General features: G+C 65.2%; 22 protein-coding genes. 13 read left to right on the top strand and 9 right to left on the bottom strand.

Annotation, left to right across the window (positions count from 1 at the left end; all coding sequences use genetic code 11):
• Positions 1 to 1,010 precede the first annotated feature (1,010 nt).
• The 4 genes from G452_RS0109970 to G452_RS20615 all read right to left on the bottom strand — a co-directional run bounded on the left by G452_RS0109970 (position 1,011) and on the right by G452_RS20615 (position 4,447).
• Entirely contained in the window at positions 1,011 to 1,490 is a 480-nt protein-coding gene (locus G452_RS0109970) for a hypothetical protein (protein WP_022662116.1), read from the bottom strand.
• 67 nt (positions 1,491 to 1,557) lie between these two features.
• The gene (locus G452_RS0109965) at positions 1,558 to 2,862 is read right to left on the bottom strand and encodes a U32 family peptidase (RefSeq protein ID WP_022662115.1); all 1,305 of its coding nucleotides are present in this window, start codon (positions 2,860 to 2,862) and stop codon (positions 1,558 to 1,560) included.
• Positions 2,853 to 3,707, bottom strand: a complete 855-nt coding sequence (locus G452_RS0109960) for a PHP domain-containing protein (RefSeq protein WP_022662114.1) — start codon at positions 3,705 to 3,707, stop codon at positions 2,853 to 2,855. Before G452_RS0109960 ends, G452_RS0109965 begins: the two co-directional genes overlap by 10 nt.
• A 239-nt stretch (positions 3,708 to 3,946) precedes the next feature.
• Positions 3,947 to 4,447: a hypothetical protein gene (locus G452_RS20615; protein ID WP_022662113.1), complete on the bottom strand. Its 501-nt coding sequence runs from the start codon at positions 4,445 to 4,447 to the stop codon at positions 3,947 to 3,949.
• A gap of 376 nt (positions 4,448 to 4,823) precedes the next feature.
• On the opposite strand from G452_RS20615, the gene G452_RS18925 reads away from it, so the two are divergent.
• The 6 genes from G452_RS18925 (at position 4,824) to G452_RS0109920 (ending at position 12,710) form a co-directional block, all read left to right on the top strand.
• Positions 4,824 to 8,066 (top strand): EAL domain-containing protein, encoded by a 3,243-nt coding sequence (locus G452_RS18925; protein ID WP_022662111.1) that lies wholly within the window; start codon positions 4,824 to 4,826, stop codon positions 8,064 to 8,066.
• Between the two features lie 2 nt (positions 8,067 to 8,068).
• Positions 8,069 to 8,257, top strand: a complete 189-nt coding sequence (locus G452_RS0109940) for a Trm112 family protein (RefSeq protein WP_022662110.1) — start codon at positions 8,069 to 8,071, stop codon at positions 8,255 to 8,257.
• Positions 8,258 to 8,420: 163 nt separating this feature from the next.
• Positions 8,421 to 8,834 carry an Hsp20/alpha crystallin family protein gene (locus tag G452_RS0109935; RefSeq protein WP_022662109.1) on the top strand — a complete coding sequence of 138 codons (414 nt, stop codon included), beginning with the start codon at positions 8,421 to 8,423 and terminating at the stop codon, positions 8,832 to 8,834.
• Between the two features lie 11 nt (positions 8,835 to 8,845).
• A complete protein-coding gene (locus tag G452_RS0109930) occupies positions 8,846 to 9,214 on the top strand; it encodes an Hsp20/alpha crystallin family protein (protein ID WP_022662108.1) in 369 nt (122 codons plus the stop codon).
• 127 nt (positions 9,215 to 9,341) lie between these two features.
• A complete protein-coding gene (locus G452_RS0109925) occupies positions 9,342 to 12,224 on the top strand; it encodes a PAS domain-containing sensor histidine kinase (RefSeq protein ID WP_022662107.1) in 2,883 nt (960 codons plus the stop codon).
• A gap of 87 nt (positions 12,225 to 12,311) precedes the next feature.
• Positions 12,312 to 12,710 (top strand): hypothetical protein, encoded by a 399-nt coding sequence (locus G452_RS0109920; RefSeq protein WP_155887646.1) that lies wholly within the window; start codon positions 12,312 to 12,314, stop codon positions 12,708 to 12,710.
• A 115-nt stretch (positions 12,711 to 12,825) separates the two neighbouring features.
• Here the strand turns inward: G452_RS0109920 and G452_RS0109915 are convergent, their stop codons facing one another.
• The 3 genes from G452_RS0109915 to G452_RS0109905 all read right to left on the bottom strand — a co-directional run bounded on the left by G452_RS0109915 (position 12,826) and on the right by G452_RS0109905 (position 14,484).
• The gene (locus tag G452_RS0109915; RefSeq protein WP_022662105.1) at positions 12,826 to 13,227 is read right to left on the bottom strand and encodes a hypothetical protein; all 402 of its coding nucleotides are present in this window, start codon (positions 13,225 to 13,227) and stop codon (positions 12,826 to 12,828) included.
• A 205-nt stretch (positions 13,228 to 13,432) separates the two neighbouring features.
• The gene (locus G452_RS0109910) at positions 13,433 to 13,762 is read right to left on the bottom strand and encodes an AzlD domain-containing protein (RefSeq protein WP_022662104.1); all 330 of its coding nucleotides are present in this window, start codon (positions 13,760 to 13,762) and stop codon (positions 13,433 to 13,435) included.
• Positions 13,738 to 14,484 carry an AzlC family ABC transporter permease gene (locus G452_RS0109905; RefSeq protein ID WP_235619610.1) on the bottom strand — a complete coding sequence of 249 codons (747 nt, stop codon included), beginning with the start codon at positions 14,482 to 14,484 and terminating at the stop codon, positions 13,738 to 13,740. Before G452_RS0109905 ends, G452_RS0109910 begins: the two co-directional genes overlap by 25 nt.
• Before the next feature lie 168 nt (positions 14,485 to 14,652).
• Here G452_RS0109905 and G452_RS0109900 point away from each other — a divergent pair, with 168 nt between their 5' ends.
• Entirely contained in the window at positions 14,653 to 16,101 is a 1,449-nt protein-coding gene (locus G452_RS0109900) for an aminotransferase-like domain-containing protein (RefSeq protein ID WP_022662102.1), read from the top strand.
• 67 nt (positions 16,102 to 16,168) lie between these two features.
• Here the strand turns inward: G452_RS0109900 and G452_RS20610 are convergent, their stop codons facing one another.
• A complete protein-coding gene (locus tag G452_RS20610) occupies positions 16,169 to 18,406 on the bottom strand; it encodes a methyl-accepting chemotaxis protein (protein ID WP_022662101.1) in 2,238 nt (745 codons plus the stop codon).
• A 168-nt stretch (positions 18,407 to 18,574) separates the two neighbouring features.
• Here G452_RS20610 and G452_RS0109890 point away from each other — a divergent pair, with 168 nt between their 5' ends.
• From G452_RS0109890 to G452_RS0109865, 6 genes are all read left to right on the top strand, one after another.
• Complete coding sequence (locus tag G452_RS0109890; protein WP_022662100.1) at positions 18,575 to 18,871, top strand: hypothetical protein; 297 nt, start codon at positions 18,575 to 18,577, stop codon at positions 18,869 to 18,871.
• A gap of 97 nt (positions 18,872 to 18,968) precedes the next feature.
• Positions 18,969 to 19,757: an amino acid ABC transporter substrate-binding protein gene (locus tag G452_RS0109885; protein ID WP_022662099.1), complete on the top strand. Its 789-nt coding sequence runs from the start codon at positions 18,969 to 18,971 to the stop codon at positions 19,755 to 19,757.
• 58 nt (positions 19,758 to 19,815) lie between these two features.
• Positions 19,816 to 20,823: an amino acid ABC transporter permease gene (locus G452_RS0109880; protein ID WP_027189159.1), complete on the top strand. Its 1,008-nt coding sequence runs from the start codon at positions 19,816 to 19,818 to the stop codon at positions 20,821 to 20,823.
• A gap of 14 nt (positions 20,824 to 20,837) precedes the next feature.
• The gene (locus tag G452_RS0109875; protein ID WP_022662097.1) at positions 20,838 to 21,602 is read left to right on the top strand and encodes an amino acid ABC transporter ATP-binding protein; all 765 of its coding nucleotides are present in this window, start codon (positions 20,838 to 20,840) and stop codon (positions 21,600 to 21,602) included.
• 128 nt (positions 21,603 to 21,730) lie between these two features.
• Positions 21,731 to 22,480, top strand: a complete 750-nt coding sequence (locus G452_RS18915; RefSeq protein ID WP_022662096.1) for a substrate-binding periplasmic protein — start codon at positions 21,731 to 21,733, stop codon at positions 22,478 to 22,480.
• A gap of 150 nt (positions 22,481 to 22,630) precedes the next feature.
• Positions 22,631 to 23,659 (top strand): 4Fe-4S binding protein, encoded by a 1,029-nt coding sequence (locus tag G452_RS0109865; RefSeq protein ID WP_022662095.1) that lies wholly within the window; start codon positions 22,631 to 22,633, stop codon positions 23,657 to 23,659.
• Between the two features lie 84 nt (positions 23,660 to 23,743).
• Here the strand turns inward: G452_RS0109865 and G452_RS20605 are convergent, their stop codons facing one another.
• On the bottom strand, positions 23,744 to 24,349 hold the full coding sequence (locus G452_RS20605; RefSeq protein WP_022662094.1) for an MORN repeat-containing protein: 606 nt from the start codon (positions 24,347 to 24,349) through the stop codon (positions 23,744 to 23,746).
• Positions 24,350 to 24,375 lie beyond the last annotated feature (26 nt).

Here is a 24,375-nt window from a genome sequence, read left to right as displayed (position 1 = left end):
CCGGCCACGGGCCGACGGCTCTGAAGCGGGCCGCCGGAGTCTTGGCCGTGCCCTGTCTATTGCGCCTGCGGACCAGGCGCTTCGCATTCTCCTGCGAACATTGGGAAAACCTGCGCCGCAGGAGCGCCCCATCCCAGCGCCGCCGGACAAATCGAGCCTTTGCGCTCCCGGCTGCGCGCACGGGCCGAATCATGCGCCCGAATGCCGTTTTCGACCCCCTGCCTGCTCCGACAACGCAACTTTTTTTCGCGCGCTCGCGCAACTGCCTGTTCACCATGCGGATACGACTGGTGCGGGTTCCTGGAATATTCTGGACACGAAACCATGAGGGGAATATGATGGAATCAAACTTGGAGAGCGCTTCGGCAGCCTCGCCGGAGATGCCTGCAAGAACATCAACGGAGGGTAGGAGGAAATAGACACCGAAGCTTTTCTCGACATGTGGCGAATTGAGTCGCCCCAAGCTGCTACCATGAGCTGTGCGCGGTAAACCAGCCGAGACCCGAAAACCAGCGGTCACGGCAAGCCGGTCACCGGACCCCGCGCACTTTTATTTGCCCGCCATCATTCACTTTTTCTCTCAAAAAATGCGATTTTCCGCCCCTGGAATCTTGACTTCCAGGCTGGCGGGCTTATCATGTAATCGAGGCTGAGGAACAGGTCGCCAACCGCAACGGAGGGTAGAAAGAAATAGAAACCGAGCAGAACATACTGGCGGATGGAGCCGCCCCACACAACACATGAATGCGCAGCATCAGTCTCCAGGGCGATAAGCCGGGGAACCGCCGGGAAAACCGGCCAGCTGCGCAACTCTTTTGTCTTCAGGAATCCTGCCGAACGGGCCGCCGCGCCCGCCCTTTCCTTCCGAATCGCAATCCGGCCTCATCGGCCCGCTGTTTCCCGTCCATGCCTGCCCGGCTCGCGCTCAGGCAGCCCCCATGCACGTCCGCGTTCTTCACCTTCTTGCAGCCGCCGCCCGCGCGAGCGCGGCAGCGGTCCCCCATGCCCCGCTAGGGGCGGCCGGGACGGCAAAGATCGTCCGCGAAGTCGTAAAAATCGTAATTGTCCTGGAGCTTGCCGTTGACGAGAATATCCGTCAGCTCGGCTTCCTTGGTCTCGGGATGGTAGACGAAGCGGTACTCCACCTGGTTGATCCTGCCGTCCGCCGGAGAATAGTAGCTGCGGTGCAGGGCGTGTCCGTTCTTGAGCTGCACGTAGGTCAGTTCGCCTTCCGCCTCGGAGAGCATGTCCACCAGGGGGCGGTTGTACTGCACGATGCGCGCGGACACGCTGCGCGAGGAGAGAAAGTCCGGCGGCACTCCGTCCGAGGTGGCCTGGGCGAAAAAGTCCGGCGAGCCGGTGTGCAGCTCCACGCCTTTGCCCGCTTCCGCGGCCAGCGCAGCGCACACGGGCAGGGCGAGCAGGAGCAGAAGCACGGGGACGCAAGGGATTCGACGGCGGAAGATGCTCGTCGCGCGCGGCGTGGACATGATCGGATTCCTCCCTGTGGCAGACGGATGAAGGGAACGGGCTGCCGGTTTGCGGCAGAATACTTCCTTAGATGTCGAAGGTCCAGGCCTTGCGCAGAAAGATGCCCTTGCGGAATTCAGGCCGCTCGCTGATGAACACGGCGCGCTGCCCCGGATGGACCACGGAAAGCGCCTCTCCGTTCTCGTCCTCCAGGCCGAAGTCCTCCAGAGGGAGACCGGGCCGCTCCAGGCCGGGCACGAGAATCTCCACCGGAAAGCCGAGCACGTCCCAGCGGTGCTTGACCTCCACCCGCCAGCGCCCGTCGCTCAGCTCCTCCTCGATCCGCGCGAGCACGGGCCGGGCATATTCCGCCGCGGGCGGCTGGGCGATGGGCTGCTTTTCCCCGGCGTCGAAAAACCCCCGCGTGAGCGGACGGGACGAGGCATTGACCAGTTCGGCGAGATAGGTTTCCGGGTGAAAAGGCGCTTTGGCCTCGCGCAGATCGCGCAGGGCCGAGGCGTAGGCGTCCGTGACCTGGGCCAGATAGGCCGAGCTTTTGTTCCTGCCCTCGATCTTCAAGGCGGCCACGCCCATGCGCCGCAGCCAGTCGAGATAATGCAGCAGGCAGAGGTCTTCCGCGGCGTAAAACTGGGTGAAGTTCTCCCCGGCGCCGTCTTCCAGCTCCTCCAGTTCCCACATGGGCTTGCCCTTGCGGGTTTCCTCCTCCACGCGCAGCCCCGTGACCCGGTACTCGTAGCGGCAGGGGTGGGAGCAGCGCCCGGAGTTGCCGGAACGGTCGTTGAGATAGGCGGACATGTAGCAGCGGCCCGAAAGCGCCATGCACTGCGCTCCGTGCACGAAGACTTCCAGCTCCAGGGGCGGGTCCAGGCGGCGGCAGACCGCGAGCATCTCCTTGAGCTCTTCGGAGCGCATCTCGCGGGCCAGGTTCACCCGCGCCGCGCCGAAGTCGCGCCAGAAGAGCGCGGCCTGGCTGTTCATGGTGTTGGCCTGGGTGCTCACATGCAGCGGCAGGTCCGGCAGACGCCGCCGCACGCGCCGGATCACGCCGAGGTCCGCCGCGATGACCGCGTCCGGCCCCTTGCCCAGCGCGCAGAGCTTCTGGACGAGATCCAGCTGGGCCTCCACGGCCCGGAGCTGGTTTTCGCGCGGGTAGGCGTTGAGAAGGTAATAGGTCTTGACCCCGTTGGCCCTGGCGTGGCCGATGCCGCGCTTGAGCTGCTCCTCGTCGAAGCCCGCTCCCGTGCGCAGGTTCAGCGCCTTGCCTCCGAGATAGACCGCGTCCGCGCCATACAGCACGGCGGTTTCCAGCTTTTCCAGGTTGCCCGCCGGAGCCAGCAGCTCCGGCCCGCGCTCGGCTGCGTCTAGACCCATTGTCCCCGCTCCCTGCGATGGGCCTTCATGGCCTCCAGCAGATTGTCGTCCACGTAAAGATCGCCCTTGCCCCGTCCGAGGTGGATTCCCGGCTTGACCGAGCCGTGGAAGTCCGAGCCGCCGCTGACCAGCAGGCCCAAACGGTCGGCCAGGGCGCGATACGCCCGGCGGATGTCGTTGGAATGCTCGGTGTAATAGACCTCCATGCCTTCCAGGCCCAGGTCCATGAGCTCGCGCAGGCGCACTTCCAGTTGACTCAGGGGCAGCTGGAGGAGGTAGGGATGGGCCAGGATCGGGGTCGCGCCTTCGGCGCGCAGAACCTCCAGGGCCTGGGCCGGGCTCAGCCGGGTGCGCGGAACGTAGGCCGCGCCGCTGTTGCCGATGTATTTCTCGAAGGCTTCGTTCACGCTGGAAACCAAGCCCCTGGCCATCAGAGCCTGGGCCATGTGCGGCCTGCCCACGGTTCCCCCGGCCCGTTCCGCGACCTCTTCATAGGTGATGTCCAGCCCAAGCTCGTTGAGCTTGGCGATGATCTTGTGGTTGCGGTTGCCGCGCTCGCGGATGACGAACTCCAGGGCCTCGCGCAGCTTCGGGGCCTCGGGCGTGAGCCAGAGCCCCACGATGTGCATGGACTGCCGTCCTTCACCGACGGACAGCTCGCAGCCCGGAATGACTTCCTGGCCAAGTTCGCGTCCGGCCTCCAGGGCCTCGGCCAGCCCGCTCACGGTGTCGTGGTCCGTGACGGCCACGGCCTTCAGGCCGGTCTTCTTGGCCAGGGCCACCAGCTCGCGGGGACTGAGCGTGCCGTCGGAGGCCGTTGTATGCGCGTGCAGATCAATGGTCATGGATGATGTCCTTTGCGGGGTTGCCGCCGTGCGGTTATGGGCCGGACCGCCCGGACGCGGAAATGGGCGCCGCGCACGGCGTAGCCTGGAAGGATGCGGAGTCGGCACGACCCTGTTTCGTCGGGAACCGCTTCTCCGGGCAGTACATCATGCTCCCCGGAGTACGCAAGGGTTCCCGGCCGAAACGGACGCCGCCGGGGCAAGGCCATGGAGCCCGGAAAGGAGACGGCACGAATAGCCTAGCGCAGCCCGCCGCGCTGGGCCGGCCTGCGGGTCGCCCGGCCGAGGAACATCAAAAGCGCGCCGAAATGGACCAGCCAGAGGCCGCCCGTCTGGCGCAGGTCGAAGACCATCGTGTGCAACGAGCCGTAGAGCTCCCGAAGCAGGGGGTGCGAGGCGCTCCCCTCGGCCGCGAACAGATAGCCGTGCACGGCCGCGAGCGTCAGCGCGGGCAGAAGAAAGACCAGGGTCGCCAGGGAGCCGTTCCTGTTCAGCGGCTTGACCATGCAGTAAAGAAAGGCCAGGATCGCCGCCAAACCCGGCAGGGCCAGCGCCGCGAAGTCGAGAACATAGCTCTGGTCGTAGATTCCCGCTTCGTACATGGGCCGGAGCGTGGAAAATCCCTCGGCCACGAGGCTGAACCCGGTCTGCGGTTCCCCCTGGGCCAGGGTCCACGGCAGGAAGTACCCGCCCGCCAGGAGCAGGCATCCGAATACAATGATTTTCTTATACCCGTCCACAGACCACCCCCATGGCGGCGCAGCGCCGTTCCCCCCAGGCCACGGCAGCGCGCCGAATTTGCAGCAAGCATAGACCAATCCCCCGAACGGGTCAACGATCGAATAGCATTCGTGCATAAGCTCAATGCAATTCCAGCACGTTGCACAAAATATCGAGAACTTTCCGATAACCGCTTTCCTGCGCCGTCCCCGCCTGCGAATCCCCCGGCCGGGCGGCCATGCGGCGGCGGCCCGCGCCCATGCGCCTGCGCCCGCCGTTTTTCCGGCCTGCGCGGCCGGCAACGTCATCGTCACATTCTGCTTGCCCTCTTTCAGCCGCTTCGCTAGCTTTGAAAGCTAATTGGGGTAGATTTCAGACCGCACCGAGCAGATGCCTATGACGAACACTCTCCGGCAGGGCAGGTCGCCGGAAACCCTGCAACTCCGCATCGCACTCCCCGCCCTTCTCACGGTGGCTCTTTTCGTGGGCGCCATGCACTTCTATTTCTTGCCCGCCTTCGAGCAGGGCTTCATGAACCAGAAGCGGGAATCCTGCCGCCGCCTGACAGAAGCCGCCTACACCATTCTCTCTTCTTACGGAGCCATGGAGCAGACCGGGCGCATGACCGGGGCCGAAGCCCGCGAGGCCGCCATGCGGCAGCTGCGGACCATGCGCTACGGACCGGAGAACAAAGACTATTTCTGGATCAGCGACTACGATGGGCGGGTTGTCATGCACCCCTATCGCCCGGACCTGGAAAACCGCGACCTCTCCGACTTCCACGACCGCGAGGGCACCCAGGTCTTCGCCCTCTTCGCGGACATCGTCCGCAACCGGGGCGAGGGCTTCGCCGAATACTACTGGCAATGGAAGGACAAGCCCGGCGGGGAACGGCTCAAGATCTCCTACGTCAAGGGATACGCCCCCTGGCGCTGGATCGTGGGCACGGGCGTCTACGTGGACGACGTGCACTCCGAGCTGAACTCGGTGCGCCGCGACATGACCCTGGCTTCCCTCGGCATTCTCGCGGCGGGGCTGGCCCTTGCCGGATACATCATCTTCCAGGCGCGGGCCGCCGGGCGCGAGCGCCAGGACATCTGGCAGCACCGCGAATCTCTGATCCGTGCGCTCGGCGAACAGGAACGGCTCTACCGCAGCCTCGTGGACAACATCACCACGGGCGTGGCCCTGATCAAGCCGGACAAGGAAATCGCGGCCCTGAACCGCCAGATGCTGCAATGGTTTCCCGACCTGGACGCCACGGGCAAGCCCGCCTGCCATCAATTGCTGGCCCCCGGCTCGCTGCCCTGCGAGGTCTGCGCCGTGCAGCAGACCTTCGAAGACGGCCAAAGCCACGAAAAGACCGCGCTGCTCGCCGTGCGCGGCGAGTTGCGGCACTTCCGCGTGGTCGCCAGCCCGGTCAAGAACGTCACGGGCGAAGTCACCGCGGCCATCGAAATGTTCGAAGACGTCACGGACAGGCTGCTGGCCGAGCAGAAGATCCGCGACGCCGAGCAGCGCTATCGCGGAATCTTCGAGAACGCCGTGGAGGGCTTGTTCCAGACCACGCCGGAGGGCCGGTTCCTGACCGCCAACCCCGCCATGGCCAGGATGCTCGGATTCGACAGCGCCGAGGAACTCATGAACTCCGTGACGGACATCGGCAAGGATATCTACCTCACGACGGAAGCGCGCGAGCGGTCCATGCTCGCGCTTGATGAGAACGCCTCGCTCTCGGACTACGAGGTCATGGTCCGCCGCAAGGACGGTGAAACCATCTGGATTTCCGGAAACGTGCGGGTCCACCGCGACGAGAGCGGCAATCCGGTCTGCTTCGAAGGCTCCGCCGTGGACATCACCAAGCGCCGCGCCGCAGAGCTGGAGCTGGCACGCCAGCGCGCCTACTTCCAACAGCTTTTCGAAAGCTCGCCGCTGGCCATCATGCTCGTGGACCCGGACGGCCTGATTCTCGACGTGAACCCCGGATTCACGGCCATGTTCGGCTACGATGCCGAACAGACCAAGGGCAGGCGCGGGCGAAGCCTCCTCGTGCCGGAAAAGCTCATCAGCGAAGGCGAGGCCTTCCACCGGACCATCTTCATGGGCCGGTCCATCCACAAGGAAAGCGTCCGCCGCCACGCGGACGGCAAGCACGTCCCCGTTTCCATCGTGGGCTACCCGCTGCGTTTCGGGGAGCAGATCGCCGGCGCCTATTACATCTACCAGGACATCACTGAGCGCAAGAGCTTCGAACGCCAGCTTTCGCACCAGGCCTTCCACGACTCCCTGACGTCCCTGCCCAACCGCAGCCTGTACATGGAACGGCTGGCCCACGCCCTGGAACGGCTCAAGCGCAGGGACGACTACCATTTCGCGGCCATGATGATCGACCTGAACCGCTTCAAGCGCATCAACGACACCCACGGCCACCAGATCGGCGACCAGCTGCTGATGACCATCGCCCTGCGGCTGCTCTCCTGCATCCGCACCGTGGACACCGTGGCCCGCCTCGGCGGGGACGAGTTCGCCGTGCTCCTGGAGGAATTCGAAAGCCCGCGCGAGGTCATCCAGGTGGCGGACAGGATCACCAAGATGCTCGACGAGCCCGTGCTGCTGGAAGGCCAGGAGCTGCACACCAGCGCCAGCATCGGCATCGTGCTGGACACCCGCGACTACGAGAGCGCCGACGACATCCTCCGCGACGCGGACATCGCCATGTACCAGTCCAAGGAGCGCAACCGCCCCCGTCTGGTCTTCAACAGACGCATGCACACCCAGGCCGCGGAGCTGGGCCGCATGGAGGCGGAGATGCGCCGGGCCTTGGACGAGGGCCAGTTCGTCCTGCACTACCAGCCCATCTACTCCGCCATGAGCAGCGAAATTCAGGGCTTCGAGGCCCTGGTGCGCTGGAACCATCCGGAAAAGGGCCTTATCGGCCCGCTGGAGTTCATCCCCCTGGCGGAAGAGACGGGATTGATCATCCCCCTGGGCCGCTGGGTGCTGCGGGAAGCCTGTCGGCAGATGGCCGCCTGGCGCACGGGCGCGACCTGCTCCGACGACGTCAGCGTGAGCGTGAACATTTCCGCGCGCCAGTTCGCCCAGTCCGATCTCGTGGAATTCATCCGCGGCACCCTGGAAGAGGAAGGGCTCTCCCCCTGTTTCCTCAAGCTGGAGATCACCGAAAGCGTGCTCATGGAAGACGCGGACGGCGCTTCCGCGAAGCTCCGCAGACTCAAGGAGCTGGGCATCAAGCTCATGATCGACGACTTCGGCACCGGATATTCCTCCCTTTCCTACCTCCAGCGCTTCCCGGTGGACTATCTCAAGATCGACCGCTCCTTCATCAGCGGCGGCAGGAACGAACTGGAAAACCGCGAGATCGTGGGCACCATCATCGCCCTGGCCCGCAACCTGGGCCTGCGCGTGGTGGCCGAGGGCGTCGAGGAAATGGGCCAGTTCGAAATGCTCCGGGACATGCACTGCGACGACGTGCAGGGCTTCATGTTTTCCCGCCCCGTGGAGAGCGCCAAGGCGGCGGACCTGCTCGAGGAATACATTTCCGCCATCCGGGCCGGCGCCGTGGTCGAGAAAGACGCGGACGCAGCCCCGGAGCAAGACAACGAAAGCGACAAGGAGTGAACATGCCCCTGGATGAGGAAATGCTCAAACTGCTGGCCTGCCCGAAATGCAAGGGCGGACTGCTTCCCTGCCCGGACCGCGACGGGCTGCTCTGCGCGGCCTGCGAGGTGGTCTACCCCGTCAGAGACGGCATCCCCGTCATGCTGGTGGAAGAAAGCGTGCCCGAAGCGCAATGGCAGGGCAGCCGCTGATCGCGCACCCAGGCCCCGGCTTCCGGACCGGGGCCTTTCTCTTGTTTTTCACCAGCTTTCCAAACAGCTTCACCCCCGCCCTCATTTTTTTGCACACCCTGTTGACAATTCCATGCGCGTACCTATTTCTTTGCTCGTGAGATTACAACAAAGGAGGTATGACATGGTGTTGGACTTCAATACGTTATACCCGTTTCCGGGTCGTTTCGACCGGGTTTTCGAGGATCTGTTCAAAAACCCGTTCCCGGAGTTCCGGCAGATGGCCTATCCCCCGCTGAACCTCAGCGAAGACGGACACACCGTGTTCGTGCGCTGCCAGGCTCCCGGCCTGAGCCTGGACGACATCGACCTGACCCTCACGGACAAGAGCCTGGTCATCAAGGGCGAGCGCAAGGCTCCCGAAGGGAAGTACTACCGCCAGGAACGGCCGGCAGGCTCGTTTCAGCGCGTTGTCCGGCTCAATGTTCCCGTGGACAGGGACAAGGTCAGGGCTTCGCTCGCGGACGGCGTGCTCAGCGTCACCCTGCCGCGCGCGGAAGAAGCCAGACCCCGCAAGATCAGCATCGAAGCGTCCTAAGGAGGTGCGGCATGAGCAATGAGATCAAAAAGAACGAAGCGCGAGCGCTGCCCCGGGTCCGCCCCGCCACCGACATTTTCGAGCGCGAGGACGGGTTCCACGTGATCATGGACGTGCCCGGCGTGCGCAAGGAAAACCTGGTCCTGGACCTGCGGGAGAACGAGCTGCTCGTCAGCGGCAAGACCGGCGAGTTCGGGGGCGCGGAGGAACGCTACGCGGAAGTGGAGTTCGGTCCCGTGGAGTTCGCACGAACCATCTCCATCTCCGACCTTGTGGACCGCGAAAAGATTTCCGCCAATCTCAAGGACGGCGTCCTGGTACTGGACCTGCCCAAGGCGGACAAGGCCCTGCCCCGCAAGATCGAAATCCAGGCGGGCTGACCCCTCCCGTCTGTTCCGACATTCCCTCACCCTCCAGGCCCCGCAAGGGGCCTTTTTTTTCGGCGGCGTTTCGCGTTCCGCCCGCAAAGGCTGACGGCGCGAGTCGAATCAAGTATAAGAATCCGCAATGAACGTTTCCAAACAGCGCATCGGCGGGATCCCTTTTCCGGCAAGCCTTGCGGTCCCAGGCGGGAAGCCGCGCACGGCGGGTTTCCTGCGCGCGGGCGCAGCCGCCGTCTGCGCGCTCCTGCTCGCGGCGGCCACGGCGAACGCGGCCCCCCTCGGCCCCTTGCAGACCGAAGAAATCTTCGGCTGGCTCTTCCTTGCCGTGGCTCCGGTTTTGGTCTTCGCCGTCTGGTGGCTGACCCTGTGGATCAGACGCTATCGCCGCGTCCAGCTTCTGGGACTGGGACTGGATTCCTGCGGCGACGCCATGGCCCTGATCAATGAAAGGCATGTCTACGTCGCCGTGAACGACGCCTACGGCCGGATGCTGGACATCCCGCCGGAAAGGATCGCCGGAAAGCACGTCTCGGAGATCTGGGGCCGGGACATCCACGAGCAGATCATCCGTCCGAACCTGAACCGCTGCTTCGCCGGAGAAACGGTCTACGGCCGGGCCGTGGTTCCTCTCCCTTCCATGAAGGGCCGATACATCGAGGTCGTCTACAATCCGGTGGTCCGCAACGGGCAGGTGCGCTACGCCTCGGCATTCCTGCTGGACGCGACCCGCCGCGTGAAGGCGGAAACGGCGCTGCGGGAGCGCGAAAACATTTACTCCACGCTGGTGGAAGGGGCCAACAGCGTCATCCTGCGCGTCAATCCGGAAGGACGCATCAACTTCATCAACAGCTACGGGCTCGCTTTTTTCGGCTACACCCAGGAGGAAATCCAAGACAGACACCTGCTCGGACTCATCCTGCCGGAAACGGATTCCGAGGGGCGCAATCTGCGGCGCATGTGGTCCGACGTGCTCGCGGACATCGACAAGTTCGCACTGAACAAGAACGAAAACATCAAGAAAAGCGGGGAACGGGTCTGGATGCTCTGGAGCAACCGGGCCTTGCGCGACGAGAACGGCAAGATTTCCGAGGTGCTCTGCATCGGCAACGACATCACCCCCCTGGAAAAGAGCCGGCGCGAAATGGAAGGGCTGCGCGAAGCGCTGAACCAATCCGGCAACGGCATGGCCGTCACCGAACTGGACGGGCGCATCCGCTTCACCAACCCGGCCTGGGACGCGATGCACGGCCTGGAACCTGACGGGCTTGAGCCCATGGAAAACATCGGAGAAAGCTTCGACCCCATGGCCGAGGGCCTGCGCCTGGCCGAGATGCTCGGCCAGGTCCGCACCAAGGGAGGCGTCCAGGCGGAAATGCTGCACCTGCGCAGCGACATGAGCAGCTTCACCGCCCTGACCACCATGACCCTGATGCGCGACCCCGCCGGAAACCCGGACGGACTCGTGTTCATGGCCGTGGACACCAGCGAGCATATCCGGCTCAAGGCCGACCTGGACAAGAATCGGCAGCGCCTCAAGGTCATCGTGGACAACATCGCCGACATCGTCTTCAGCCTCGACCCTTCCGGACGCTTCATCTACATGTCCCCTGCGGTCCGGGAAATGTTCGGCTACGAGCCTTCCGAGGCGGAGGGGCGTCATTTTTCCCTGCTCACCCACCCCGACGACGTGGAAGCCTGCGAGCGGAGCCTGGAACAACTGCGCCGGGGCGAAGAATCCCCCCTCAAGCTGGAGTTGCGCGGCTGCCGCAAGGACGGCGCCGTCATCTGGCTCGTGGTCGGTTTTTCCGGGATCGTGGATCAGGACGGCAAGCTGACGCAGGTGGTGGGCGTGGTCCGCGACATGACCGAACGGCGGCGCATGACCGAGGAGTTGCAGGAAAGCCGGGAGCGCTTCCGGGAGCTGGTCAAGGCCATCGAGGAAGCCTATTGGCTCCACGACGGACAGGGCCTGATCTACGCCAGCCCCGGTTTCCAGCCCATCTTCGGCCTTTCCGGAGAATCGCTGCACACGGACCCGAAACGTCTCCTCGAAGTGATCCATCCAGAAGACCGGCCCATCGCCGATTCTCTCTGGAACGGCAAAAGGAGCCTCTGGGCCTTCCAGGACGTGACCCTGCGCGTGCTGGACCCGGAACAGGGCGTCCGCTGGGTGCGCGCGCGAACCTTCCCCGTGGTCCGCGACGGCGTTGTCGTGCGCACCGCCGGAGTGGCCCAGGACGTCACGGCCTACACCGAGGCCGTGAACACCATCCGCGAGGCCAGGGACGCGGCGGAAAGGGCCAACCACGTCAAGAGCGAATTCCTTTCGCGCATGGGCCACGAATTCCGCACGCCGCTCAACGGCATTCTCGGCATGCTCCAGCTTCTCGAGATCGGCGGACGCCTCGACAAGGACGATGCCGGCCGGGCCGCGGAGGCGGCGCATTCCGCGCGCACCCTCCAGGGCCTGCTCGACCGCCTGCTCGAATACGTCGATCTGGAAGACTGCGAAAGCAATCTGCAGAACATGCCCTTCAGCGTGCGCGACCTGCTGCGGGGGCTCGAATCCGCCTACGCCCCGCTCGCCGAGGAAAAAAATCTCGAACTCCGCATCGATCACGGCAGCACGCTGAAGGACGTGGAAGGCGACGCAGGCATGATTCGCCGCATCCTCAACCAGCTCATGGACAACGCCATCAAGTTCACCGAGGAAGGCACCGTGGCGGTGCTCGTCAGCCAGGAGCCGGAACCGGGCAAGACCGGCATCGTGCGGACCACGTTCCGTGTCGAGGACAGCGGGCCGGGCATTCCCAAAGAATCGCGCACATCCGTCTTCGACCCCTTTGTGCAGGCGGACGGCTCCTACACCCGGCGGCACGGCGGCGCGGGCCTTGGCCTGGGCATCGCCCGCCAGATCAGCCGCTGCATCGGCGGGGAGCTGCTCGTGGACGAAAGCCCCCTCGGCGGCGCGGCCGTGGAATTGATCGTTTCTCTCCCCAAGGCGTGAGCCTCCGGGGTCGGGAGTGGACATTTCGGGCCAGAACGCATACCTATGCCTTTCCCTCAACGTCAAAAAAACGATAGCCTACTGATTATGCGTACTATTCTCTTTAAACACGCTCAAAGCCTGATTCTTATCCTGGCTTTTGCGGGCGCGGCTTTCGCCGTGCAGGGCGCGGAACCCAGCCAAAGCGTCATCAGCCAGGGAGGCGTCTGGGAGCATCCGCTCGCTCCGGGCGAATACGCCTACTGCATCGACTACCTCGACGGCGACATGTTCGTGACGGTCAAGACCCAGTTCCTGGGACCGGAAGGCAACGTGCTCGCCGAGGCGACCCATACCCTGGTCCGCGAACAGCGCATGAGCGTGCGCAAGCAGTTCCGCACGGAAAAGGTTTCCGACCTCGCGGAACCGCAGCGCATCCGCTTCGCGTGCGACTCCGGCAGGGTCCGCGTCTCCCTGCTGCCCGCGGATTCCGAAAAGCTGCTCTAGCCGCCGCCCTTTCCGCCCGCGGCCCCGACAAGACAAGGCCCCGCACCATACGGCGTGCGGGGCCTTGTCTTGTCGCGCGTCGGCGGCTCCGTCTCGTCCCGGAGCCGCGCCCCGGCTAGGGGCTCTGGCTGTCGTCGAGGTATTGCGCCTCGGACAGCCCGGCCCCGCCCGCGAATCCTGGCGCGCGGCTGGCACGGTAGACCGTGCGGTCCTCGTTGAACTGCAAAACCCTGGTGACGTTCTCGCCGTCGCTGTTGCCGATGAGGATCTTCATCCAGGAATCCTCCTCGTTGACCAGCAGCACCCGCCAGGGGTGGTAGCTGCGGGTTCCCTCGGAGCTGACGCCCACGGCCTTGCCCGGCGCGTAGTAGATCTCCATGCCGTCCGCCGTGCGCCAATGGCCGAGCAGGGATTGCTCCAGCCCCTCGGCCGGACGCCCGGAACAGGTCCGGAAGAGCAGCAGCACGGTCAGAACCAGGGCCAACCCGATGGCGTAAGGAAGAAAACGCTTATACATGGCACCTCCGCCCCGGCGCGCCGGAAATGGTCCGGTGCGGCGCGGCATTCGCTTGCGCGGGGAGAGCGCCCCGCATCCTCTCCTCTCTTATGTGAAGAGCGCGAACCGGAGTCAAGGCGCTTCTCCCCTGCCCAAAGCACAATACGCCCCTGAACGGCACGTCCAGAGGCGTTTTCGCGATTTATCGCCGCGCGGGCGCTTTGGCTTACGCGCCGAGCCACCAGCGCGCCCCGGCGACCAGGAACATGCCCACGGCCACCGTGCCGAAAAAGCTGCGCGTCTTGATGCAGAACGGCAGCAAGAGAAGACTGACCCAAAGGAAGACGTTTCCGATGGAAAAGTCCAGGCGCGCGTCCGTGACGACCAGCGAGGGCAGGAGCAGGGCCGAGAGCACGGCCACGGGCACGAAGGAGAGGAAGCGCCGCACGGCGGGGTGCAGGGTGCGCGAGGAGAGCGCCAGGGCAGGCAGCGCCCGCGGCACGTAGGTCACCAGGGCCATGCCCAGAATGGTCAGAAAGAGCGTGCGCTGGTCCATTTTTCCTCCAGATAGGCGCCCAGGGCGGCGGCGCCCACGGTCGCGAAGATGACGTTCCATTGATCCACGCCCGCGAGCAGCAGGCCCGTGGAAAGGGCGCCCGCGCCCAGGCCGATGAAGATGTGCAGGCGGCTCTTCATCTGCCCCACGATGAGGGCGATGAACATGGCGGGCAGGGCGTAGTCCAGGCCGATGGGCCGCACGTCCGCGATGAGCGTGCTGGCCGTGACGCCCAGCCAGGATCCGAAGACCCAGGCGCAATGGGCCGTGACGTTCAGGGCGAAGGTTTCGGCCTTGGCTCCGGGACCGGCCGGGTCCGTTCCGGGCTCCGCGAAGCGGCCCGAATGCAAAGCGAAGGTCTCGTCCGTCAGCTCGAAGGAGAACAGGGCCTGCTGCACCTTGCCGTAGCTCCGCAGGTGCGGGGACAGCGCCGCGGACATGAGCAGGTGGCGCAGATTGACGATGAAGGTGGTGACAACGATGGTCAGGGGCGTTGCCCCGGCCGCGAGCAGCCCCGCCGCGATGAGCTGGGCCGAGCCCGCGTAGACCAGCACGGACATGAGCACCACGTTGAACACGGACGCGCCCACCTTGGCCCCGAGCACTCCGAAGGCGAAGCCCACGGGGATGTAGCCCAGGACCACGGGAAGGGCTTGTCGCATGCCTGAAAAAACATGGCCCGGCATGGCGCTCTCCAATGTGGCTGTTTCTGTCTGCTGCACGGCGGCTCCTTTGCTCCCCGGTCCCGCGTCCGCGGAACTTCCGGCCCGCGCGATTTTCGCAGCCCGGAGGACGGGGTTCGTTTGCTTTTGGCCACTGGAACAGATAACCTGTCACCAGTACAGATACAGATTCAACCGAATTGAAGCAATACAGTTTACGGAGCGACCATGCAGACGAACTGGCAGGAACCGTTTCTCTATCAGGCCGTGGAGCGCCAGATCATGGAGATGATCGAAAGCGGCGCGCTCCTGCGCGGGCAAAAGCTGCCCTCCCTGCGGGCCATGCGCGTGCGCACCGGGCTGTCGCTGTCCACGGTCAACCAGGCCTATCTGGAGCTGGAGACCAAAGGGGTCATCGAGTCCAGGCCGCGATCCGGATTCTTCGTGCGCCGCTCGTTCCGAACCCTGGAAACGCCGCAGGCGCGTCCGGCGGACTCGGCCCCGCGCGCCGTGAGCCGGGGCCAGCTCATCCAGACCGTGCTCGAAGCCGTGGGCAGCCCCCGTCTGGCCCCGCTCGGCGTGATCTGCCCCACTGAGGAGCTGCTGCCCACCAAGGCCCTGGGACGCATCCTCTCCCGCGTGCTGCGCGAGCGGCCGGAACAGGCCATGAGCTACGAAAGCATTCCCGGCAACGCGGAACTGCGCCGCCAGATCTCCTTCCGCTGCACGGACCCGGAAGCCGGCCTCGCCCCCGATGATCTGATCATCACGTCGGGAGCAATGGAAGGACTCTCCATCTGCCTGCGCGCCCTGACCCGCCCCGGCGACAACGTGCTCATCCAGTCGCCCACCTACTACTGCTTTCTCCAGCTCATCGAGAACCTCGGCCTGCGCGCCGTGGAGGTGCCTTCCTGCCCCGGCTCCGGGGTGGACCCGGCGGACGTGGCCGCGGCCCTGGACAAATACCAGGTCAAGGTCTGCATCCTCTGTCCCAACTTCAACAATCCGGACGGCGCGTGGACCCCGGACGCGGCCAAGAAGGACATCCTGAGACTCCTGGAGGCCCGCGACATCCCCCTTGTGGAGGACGACGTCTATACGGACCTGCACTTCACCGGCCCCAGGCCCGGCAGCTTCAAGGCCCTGGACGACAAGGGGCTGGTGCTGCTCTGCTCGTCCTTTTCCAAGACGGTCTGTCCGGGCTGGCGCGTGGGCTGGCTCGCGCCGGGCCGCTTCCGGGACAAGGCCCTTGAGGTCAAGGCCACGACCAACGTCTGCACGGCCAGCCCGAACCAGATGGCCCTGGCCGAGTTCCTGGCGGCCGGACTCTACGAGCGCCAGCTCAAGCGCCTGCGCAGCGCCGTGGAAAAACAGATGCGCCTGATGCGCGCCCACCTGGGGCGCTGCTTTCCGCGCGGCACCCGCGTCACCGAGCCGCGCGGCGGCGTGGTCCTCTGGGTCGAGCTGCCCGGCGAGGCCGACGCCGTGGAATTGTTCTACCGGGCCAAGGCCGAGGGCATCGGCATCGCGCCCGGTCCGATCTTCACCACCCAGGAAGGCTTCGACAACTGTTTGCGCCTGAGCTGCGGCGGGGTCTGGTCCGAGGAGCTGGAACGCGCCCTGGAAACCCTGGGCGCGCTGGCTTCGGACCTGGCCGGGGGCGGCTCCCCGGCCTGAGTTCCGGCCCGGAAACGAAAACGGGCCGGACAAGTCCGGCCCGTTTCATTTCGCCTTGCGGCCCCCGCTAGAAGGTATCCAGCTTGCGCCGCGCCGTCCCTTTCCGCGGAGCTGCGCCCCACTCCCCGTCCGGGGAATTCGGTTCCTCTTCCGCATATTCCCCGTCCCGGCCCGGCAAGTCCGCGTCATCCGCGTCCGCGCCGTGCCCGTTCGCGTAGCCGCCGGGCAGGGCCTCGGCCGCCGCCCTGGTCCGGAACCGGGCCAAGACATTGCGCAGCCAGCCCGCCTGCGAGGAAAGCTCCTCTGCTGCGGAAGCGGTCTGCTCGGCGCTGGCCGTGTTGGCCTGGGTGACCTGCTCCACCTGGGTCAGGCCCTGGTTGACCTGCCCCACGCTCTCGGCCTGCTCCCTGTTGGCCAGGGCGATCTCGTCCACGAGATCCGCGGCCTTGGACGCGGCGCTCACGATGCTGGCCAGGGATTCGCTGGTCTGGGCGGCGATCTCGCTGCCCACGCCGACCTTGCCCAGGGACTCCTCGATGAGCTGGGTGGTTTCCTGGGCGGCCTTGGCGCTGCGCGAGGCCAGGTTGCGCACCTCTTCCGCCACCACGGCGAAGCCCTTGCCGTGGCTGCCCGCCCGCGCCGCCTCCACGGCCGCGTTCAGCGCCAGGAGATTGGTCTGGAAGGCGATCTCGTCGATGACCTTGTTGATCTTGGCCACGGCCTTGCTGGACGCGCTGATCTCCTCCATGGCCTGGATCATCCCGCTCATGCGCTTCTGGCCCTCTTGGGCCTGGTCGCGCGCCTCGCCCGCAAGGCGGGTGGCCTCGCCCGCGTTCTCGGCGTTGATGCGGGTGCGGTTGGCGATCTCGGTCACGGAACTGGTGATCTCCTCCACGGAGGAAGCCTGCTGGGTCGCCCCCTGCGAAAGCTGCTGGCTGGAGTCGGAAACCTGGGTCGATCCCGCCGCGATCTGGTCGGAAGCCGTCTGCACCTGCGTTATCAGATTTTGCAGATTATTCGTCATTTCCTTTAATGATTTTCCAAGAGTATCATTCTCAGATGCTAGTACGACATCCTCGGTCAAATCGCCCTTGGCAATGCGCCCGGCCAAGGCGGCCCGGCCGGACAGCGCCTCGATCAGTTCGCCCAGGGCGCTGTCCATTTCCTCCAGCTCGTCCCCGGTGCACATCCTTTCCCCGCAGGTCAGGTCGCCCAGGGAGAGACGGTGGATGGTGTCGCGCAGGCCGCGCATGGGCAGCAGGACCGCGTAGCGCAGGGCCACGAGGACCAGCAGGCCCGGCAGAAGCAGCACGAGCACGAACGCGCCGGAAAGGGTCGTGAACAGCTCGGTCATGGAAGCGCGCTGCGCCTCGGCGTTCATCACGTAAGCCATGACCCCGATCTGCTCTCCGCGATAGTCGAGCACGGGAAACGCGGCCAGGGCGCGCTCGCCGTCCCAGCGCACGGCGAGCTGCTGCTTGCCGCTTGCGATCAGCGCCTCGTCGATGCCCTGTTCCTCGGCCTTGGCCTTGTCGCCGGCCACGAGCACGAACTCGCCCAGGTGCGGGAATTTGGCCTGGTCCTGAAGCTGGCGGGTGATGTTCAGCCTGTCCGCGTTCATGTAGAGCAGAACGCTGGAGCCGTCCTCGTCCTGGGCCGCGTCCAGGATGGGCTGGAAATCGACGAGCACCTCCACGGAGCCGAGCTGCGTTCCGTTCTCGTCTTGCACCGGGGCCAGCCCGCGGAGCACGAACCCGCCGCGCCCCAGCTCGATGCCCTGCACGGGCTTGCCCGTGCGGTTCACGTCCAGGACGGTCTGGCGGAAGGAAGAGATGTCGTCGGAGACGTCCAGCCACTTGCCGTCCCGCTTGACCTGCTGCTTGCGCCAGAGGCGCACCAGGCTGCGGCCGTTGGGCAGGTGGAAATGCAGCTTGAGCGCTTTTCCTGTCACCTGCTTGAAGCCCGCGAGATCCTGCGCCAGTTCGCGCCGGAGCATTTCGCGCGCGGCCTGGCCCATGGCGTCGTTTTCGTCGTCCATGTTTCCGCTGCGCGCCGTCTCAAACGGCCGGACCACGACGGGACGCGAGCTGAACAGCGCGGCCGTGTCCCTGGCGAGTCCGGAAGAGAGGTCGATCTCCTCGCGTATGGACTCGGCCTTGGCCTCGGCCCGCGCGCGCAGCGAGGCCACATGCAGGCTGTCCAGCTCGGAGCGCACGAAGAGCATGGAAGCCAGTCCGAGCAGCAGGACGCAGATCGCGAAGGGCGCGATCATTTTCCAGCGGATGCTGATGCGATTCAACTTCATGGGAATCCTCCAAATGCAAAACAGGGGATTGGCAGACTGGTTACCAGCTTTTTGCGCGCAGAGGAACGCCTCCCGGCTCTTGTGAGAGATGGCACAAGCGCCTTGGAAGAAGCTGTTCAATGAGGTATGATTATTGCTGAAACATCTCATTCCAACCAGGGAGGCGAAATGACGAACGAGGAAATCCGCGCCGCTTTCGAGGCCTACTTCGAAAAATATAAAAAGACCGAGGGAGACCGCAGCTCCTGGTCCGCGCACTGGATGGACCAGAACGCCGGGGGCGTCTTCGAGATCGTGATGACGAAGTGCCCGGACGGAACCACCTTCAAGCCGTACGCCGACAAGAAAAAGCTGCCGGAAATAGCGGGCTGGGACGATTTTTTCGCGGCCCTGCCAGAGCTGGAACAAAAGCACCCGGCTTTCGACGCGGAGAGCTTTTTCTCCTCCATGCGCGACATGACCTAGCCCCCCGGCCTTGCACAGGGATTCTCTCCTTGCATGTTGCCCGGCCTTGGGCTAGGCCCATTTTGTCACAACAACCCCGCAGAGACCGGAGGGAGCTATGAAACGTAGCCTTATCGTGCTTTTTGTGCTAGCGGCCATGTGCCTGGCCGTCACGGCCCAGGCCGAGGATTCCTGGCAGAAAGTCCAGGCCAAGGGCGAAATGGTCATCGGCCTTGACGATGCCTTCCCGCCCATGGGCTTCCGCACCGACGACGGCAAGCTGGTCGGCTTCGACATCGACGCCGCCGAAGAGGCCGGACGCCGCCTCGGCATCAAGATCGTCTGGCAGCCGACCGCCTGGGAAGGCGTGATCAACTCGCTGAACAGCAACAAGTTCGACGCCATCTGGAACGGCATGACCATCACCGAGGACCGCGCCAAGCAGGTGCTCTTCACCAAGCCCTACATGATGGACGGCCAGATCGCCCTGGTGCGCATGGACGAGAAGAATCTCAAGCAGCTCACGGATCTCGGCGGCAAGAATATCGGCGTCCAGGCCGGCTCCTCCGCTGTCGAGGCCGCCAAGGCCCTGCCCGCTGCCCCGGCCCAGGTCCGCGAGTACGACGACAACCCCAAGGCCTTCCTGGACCTGGAGTCCGGCCGTCTTGACGCCGTGGTCGCGGACAACCTCTCCGGCCTTTATTTCACCGCGGCCCAGCCCGGCAAGTACAAGTCCCTGCCCGGCTTCATCACCAAGGAGCCTTTCGGCGTGGCTTTCCGCAAGAACGACGTCTCCCTGCGCGACAAGATTCAGGAGACCATCGACGCCATGATCGCCGACGGCACCATGGCCAAGATCTCCATCAAGTGGTTCGGCGAGGACATCACCAACCCCGAGAACTTCTAGGCGGTTCAGATCGATGAAAACGCGCGCGAACAGCGACGCGATGAAGCGGAGCGGGGCCGTGCTGGTCCCGCTCCTGATCGTGTTTCTTAGCTGGGCATGGCCCCTGGCCGCAAACACCGCGGCCGCTCCCGCCGACCCGGCCGAGCTGGTGGGGCAGGCCAAACAGGCCCTGAACCAGGGCGACATGGACGCGGCCCGCGAGCTTTTTTCCGGGGTTCCCGCGCCGGACAGCGCCGAGACCGGCGGCGTGTACCTCTTCGCCCGGATGCAGCTTGCGCGCATCGCCTGGGCCGAAAAGGACATGGACGCGGCCGAGGCCTACGTCAACGACGTGCTGCGGGTGTTTCCGGACAACATCGAGGCCAGGACGCTGCTGCGGTCCATTCACGAGGCCCGGCTCCCGGCCTGGAAGAAACTCCTGCAGGACGCGCGGCGCTTCCTGCCCGCCCTGCTCCACGGCACGCTGATGACCCTGCTGCTCGTCTTCGTGACCATGCTCGTCTCCCCTGTGGGCGGGCTGTTCATCGCCCTGGGGCGGCTCTCGCGCTTCAAGCCCCTGTCCACCCTCTGCTGGATGGACATCTGGATCTTCCGGGGCACCCCGCTGCTTCTGCAACTCTTTTTCATCTACTACGGCCTGCCCGCCGTGGGCATCACCTTCGATCCCCTGACCGCGGCGCTCCTGGGCCTGACCCTGAACTACTCGGCCTATCTGGCGGAGATCATCCGCGCCGGCATCGAATCCATCGACGACGGCCAGACCGAGGCCGCCAAGGCCCTGGGCATGACCTACCGCCAGACCATGCGCCGGGTGATCATTCCCCAGACCTACAAGCGGATCATCCCGCCCTTCGCCAACGAGTTCATCGCGCTGATCAAGGACACCGCCCTGGTCTCGACCATCGCCATGGTCGAGCTGATGCGCGCGGCGGACCAGATGTTCAACGCCTACTTCAACGTCAGCGTGCTCTTCTTCGCGGCGCTCATCTATCTCGCCATCACCACGGTCTTCACCGTGACCTTCGAGTGGATCGAACGGCGCGTGGGCGTGTACGAACGGCGCTAGCCCGGAGAATCCGCATGCAGCCCATCCTACAGCTCAAAGGCGTGGTCAAGCGCTTCGGACGGACCCTGGCCGTGGACCACATCGACCTGGACATCCAGCGCGGCGAAAAGGTCGTCATCGTCGGGCCTTCCGGCTCCGGCAAGTCCACCCTGCTGCGGACCATGAACTTCCTGGAAAGCATGGACGAAGGCGCCCTGCTCTTCGAGGGCCGCGAGCGCGGCTGGGTCGAGCGCAAGGGCCGCCGCGTCCCCGCACCCCTTGCCCAGCTCTGCGCGCTGCGCGCGGAAATCGGCATGGTCTTCCAGCAGTTCAACCTCTTTCCGCACATGACCGCCCTCGGCAACGTCATGGAAGGTCCGCTCACGGTCCAGGGCATGCCCCGCGCCGAAGCGGAAAGCATCGCCCTGGCCATGCTCGACAAGGTCGGCATGGGCGACCGCAAGAACCGCTTTCCCGCCACCCTTTCCGGCGGCCAGAAGCAGCGCGTGGCCATTGCCCGCGCCCTGGCCATGCAGCCCAAGCTGATGCTCTTCGACGAGCCCACCTCGGCCCTGGATCCCGAACTGGTCGGCGAGGTCTTCGACACGATCCGCTCCCTGGCCGAGGAAGGCATGACCATGGTCATCGTGACCCACAACATGGGCTTTGCCCGCGAGGTCGCGGACACGGTCATCTTCATGGAGAACGGCAAGTTCCTGGCCAAGGGCGCGCCCGCCAATTTCTTTTCCGAAGGCGCGGACAACGAGCGCATCCGCTCGTTCCTGGACAAGATGCTCTGATCCCTTGGCGGCTTCGCGCCCCTTGCGGGGCCGGGCGTCCCCTTCCGGTCGCCCGGCCCCGTTTTGTTGCCGTTGCGGTGCTCCCCATGCTATTCTCTCAGGCAACAATGCCGACGCTGGAGACACGCATGCGGATACCGTCCCTGTTCCTCGCCCTGTGGATTTTCTGCCTCGCCGCGGGCCACGCCCCGGCACTGGCCGCGGGCCCGGAAGACCTGACCTACCTCACCGAAGACTATTTCCCCTTCAACTACGAACGCGACGGAAAACTCCAGGGACTCTCCGTGGACCTGCTCAAGGAAGCCTGGAAACGCATGGGCGTGGCCGAGCAGCCCATCCAGCTGCTGCCCTGGGCCCGCGCCTACGACATCGTTCAGACCGAGCCGAACACCGTCCTCTTCGCCATGGCCCGCAACGACTCGCGCGAAACGCTCTTCCGCTGGGCCGGTCCCATCTCCCAGGCGCGGTTCGTGCTCACGGGACTGCGCCACCGCCACTTGCAGGTCCGGGACATCGAAGAGCTTCGGAACTACTCGGTGGGCACCGTGATCAAGGACATTTCCGACCTGCTGCTCGACCCGTACAAGGACCGCATCCAGGTGGAACCCGTGACGAGCATGGAATACAACCTCAAGAAGCTCGTGGCCGGACGCATCGACCTCATCTCCTACGAGGAGGGCGCCATGCACCGCTACCTGATCCGCCACGGCTTCAGCCCCTCGGACTTCGAAACCGTGTTCGTGCTCACGGACATGGACGTGTACTACGCCTTCCACAAGGACACGGATCCCGCCCTGGTGGAGCGTTTTCAGAAGGCGCTGGACGAAATCCGCGCCAGCCTCCTGTACCAGCAAATCCTCGACAGGCACCTGGACTAAGGCCCCCCTCGCGCGCGCCGGAACTGTCGGCCAGCCGACGCTTTCCGGGCTTGATCTCCGCAGGCCCAAGGGCCAAGATGCGCTTCCCCGCTTCGCCCCAATCCCGGCTCCGTCCCGCTCTTCGAGGTCGACCGTCCGAAAGGTTATCGAATGCCTACCGAATCTTCATCCAGTGGAAAACTCACGCATATTATTAAGACTCGCATTCTTGGATCGCCCATCCGCCTGCGCCTTGCCGTGCAGGGCGCGTTCGCCCTGTTCCACGTCTATCTGGCCTGGGAGCTGGCCCTGCATGTGGCCTGGGCGCTGGGAGCAAGAGACGTCTATGCGGCCAAGCCCGCCGCTGTGGAGGGCTTTCTGCCCATCGTCTCGCTCATGAGCCTGAAGCGCTGGCTGCTCACCGGGCAATGGGACACGGTGCACCCCGCCGCCCTGACCATTCTCCTGGCCCTGGTGGCCATGTGCATGGTCTTCCGGCGCGGCTTCTGCGGCTGGATCTGTCCCCTGGGGTTCCTCTCCAACCTGCTCGACCGCCTGGGCCGCAGGCTGGGCCTGGCCAAACGCGTTTCCGGGCGCACGCGCTACCTGCTCTGGGTTCCGAAATACCTTCTCCTGGCCGGAGCGCTTGCGGCCTTCGTCGTCTTGCTGACCCTGCCCGCCATCGAGCAGTTCCGCACCACGCCGTACTATTTCGCGGCGGATTCGCGCATGCTGATGTTCTTTGCCCGGCCGTCCCTGCTCCTGCTCGCGGTCCTGGCCGGGCTGGTCCTCGCTTCCCTGCTCGTGCGCAATTTCTGGTGCCGCTTTCTCTGTCCGTACGGCGCGCTGCTCGGGCTCGTCGCGCTCTGCTCGCCCGTGGCCGTGCAGCGCGAGCCGGATTCCTGCATCGCCTGCGGCAAGTGCGCCCGGACCTGCCCCAACGGCATCGCCGTGGACAAGGCCGAACGGGTGAACACGCCGGAATGCGTGGGCTGCGGGGAATGCGTGGGCGCGTGTCCCGTGCCGGGCTGCCTGAGCCTGCGTGCCGGGAATCGGCGCGTGCCGTATTGGCTGGCCGGAGCCGGGGCCGTGGCCGTGCTGCTCGGCTTCTACGCCTGGGGCCGGGCCAGCGGACACTGGGACGCGGACATGCCCCGCGAAATGCTGCGGGGCATCACCCGGCGCGCCCTGGGCATGTAGCCGCAAACGCGCGGGGCCGACGCACGGGTTTCCCCTTGCGCCGGCCCCGTGCCGAAAATCCATTCAATCCCACCGGACGCCGCGCTAGAACGCAGGCTCCTGTCCGGGCTCGGCCGCGTAGTCGTCCGCAGCCCCGGACCCGCCTCCGTAGTGTCCGGCGTCTCTCGCGTCGTCCGGCGCAGGCTCGCTCCCGGCGTGGTCCGCGTCCGTATCCCACGGGCGCACGCCCACGCTGTCCGGATAGCTTTCGTCCGCGCCGCCCGCGCCCGCGCTCTGGCCGGGTTCGGGAAGATCATGCGACACGACCTGCTCATCGGGCCGGACGAGCACGCCCTTTTCGAAAACGCCCTTCACGGATTTGCCGTCCGCATAGGTGAATTCCCCCACGCCGTCGGGCAGGTTGTCCTTGAACTCGCCCTTGTAGCGGTCGCCGTTGGCGTAGTGGTAGACGCCCTGTCCTTCCATGTCGCCCTGCACGAATTCGCCCGTGTACGTGTCGCCGTTGGGAAATTCATATGTGCCGTAGCCCTGGCGATGGTTGTCCACAAACTCGCCGGAATATTTGTGCCCGCGGGTGATCTTGGTTCCCGAGCCGTTGATGCAGTTGCCCTCGACGCATTGCGCGACGGCGGGCGCGGCAAGCAGAAGTCCAGAAAGGACGGCCAGGCCGATGGTACGAGTCAGGCGCATGTATGCTCCGGTCTGCGAGGTTGCGA

The organism is Paucidesulfovibrio longus DSM 6739 (assembly GCF_000420485.1).
GTDB lineage: Bacteria > Desulfobacterota > Desulfovibrionia > Desulfovibrionales > Desulfovibrionaceae > Paucidesulfovibrio > Paucidesulfovibrio longus.
Note: the sequence above shows the minus strand (reverse complement) of the source record. Positions and strands in the feature narration are given on the sequence as shown.

Coding starts and splice junctions, on each gene's coding strand:
- G452_RS0109930 (WP_022662108.1), top strand. CDS start 8,846: ATGAGCAATGAGATCAAAAAGAACGAAGCGCGAGCGCTGCCCCGGGTC.
- G452_RS20605 (WP_022662094.1), bottom strand. CDS start 24,349: ATGCGCCTGACTCGTACCATCGGCCTGGCCGTCCTTTCTGGACTTCTG.
- G452_RS0109920 (WP_155887646.1), top strand. CDS start 12,312: ATGCGTACTATTCTCTTTAAACACGCTCAAAGCCTGATTCTTATCCTG.
- G452_RS0109890 (WP_022662100.1), top strand. CDS start 18,575: ATGACGAACGAGGAAATCCGCGCCGCTTTCGAGGCCTACTTCGAAAAA.
- G452_RS0109900 (WP_022662102.1), top strand. CDS start 14,653: ATGCAGACGAACTGGCAGGAACCGTTTCTCTATCAGGCCGTGGAGCGC.
- G452_RS0109965 (WP_022662115.1), bottom strand. CDS start 2,862: ATGGGTCTAGACGCAGCCGAGCGCGGGCCGGAGCTGCTGGCTCCGGCG.
- G452_RS0109910 (WP_022662104.1), bottom strand. CDS start 13,762: ATGGACCAGCGCACGCTCTTTCTGACCATTCTGGGCATGGCCCTGGTG.
- G452_RS0109875 (WP_022662097.1), top strand. CDS start 20,838: ATGCAGCCCATCCTACAGCTCAAAGGCGTGGTCAAGCGCTTCGGACGG.
- G452_RS0109940 (WP_022662110.1), top strand. CDS start 8,069: ATGCCCCTGGATGAGGAAATGCTCAAACTGCTGGCCTGCCCGAAATGC.
- G452_RS0109865 (WP_022662095.1), top strand. CDS start 22,631: ATGCCTACCGAATCTTCATCCAGTGGAAAACTCACGCATATTATTAAG.
- G452_RS18925 (WP_022662111.1), top strand. CDS start 4,824: ATGACGAACACTCTCCGGCAGGGCAGGTCGCCGGAAACCCTGCAACTC.
- G452_RS20610 (WP_022662101.1), bottom strand. CDS start 18,406: ATGAAGTTGAATCGCATCAGCATCCGCTGGAAAATGATCGCGCCCTTC.
- G452_RS0109960 (WP_022662114.1), bottom strand. CDS start 3,707: ATGACCATTGATCTGCACGCGCATACAACGGCCTCCGACGGCACGCTC.
- G452_RS0109935 (WP_022662109.1), top strand. CDS start 8,421: ATGGTGTTGGACTTCAATACGTTATACCCGTTTCCGGGTCGTTTCGAC.
- G452_RS0109970 (WP_022662116.1), bottom strand. CDS start 1,490: ATGTCCACGCCGCGCGCGACGAGCATCTTCCGCCGTCGAATCCCTTGC.
- G452_RS0109925 (WP_022662107.1), top strand. CDS start 9,342: ATGAACGTTTCCAAACAGCGCATCGGCGGGATCCCTTTTCCGGCAAGC.
- G452_RS18915 (WP_022662096.1), top strand. CDS start 21,731: ATGCGGATACCGTCCCTGTTCCTCGCCCTGTGGATTTTCTGCCTCGCC.
- G452_RS0109885 (WP_022662099.1), top strand. CDS start 18,969: ATGAAACGTAGCCTTATCGTGCTTTTTGTGCTAGCGGCCATGTGCCTG.
- G452_RS0109915 (WP_022662105.1), bottom strand. CDS start 13,227: ATGTATAAGCGTTTTCTTCCTTACGCCATCGGGTTGGCCCTGGTTCTG.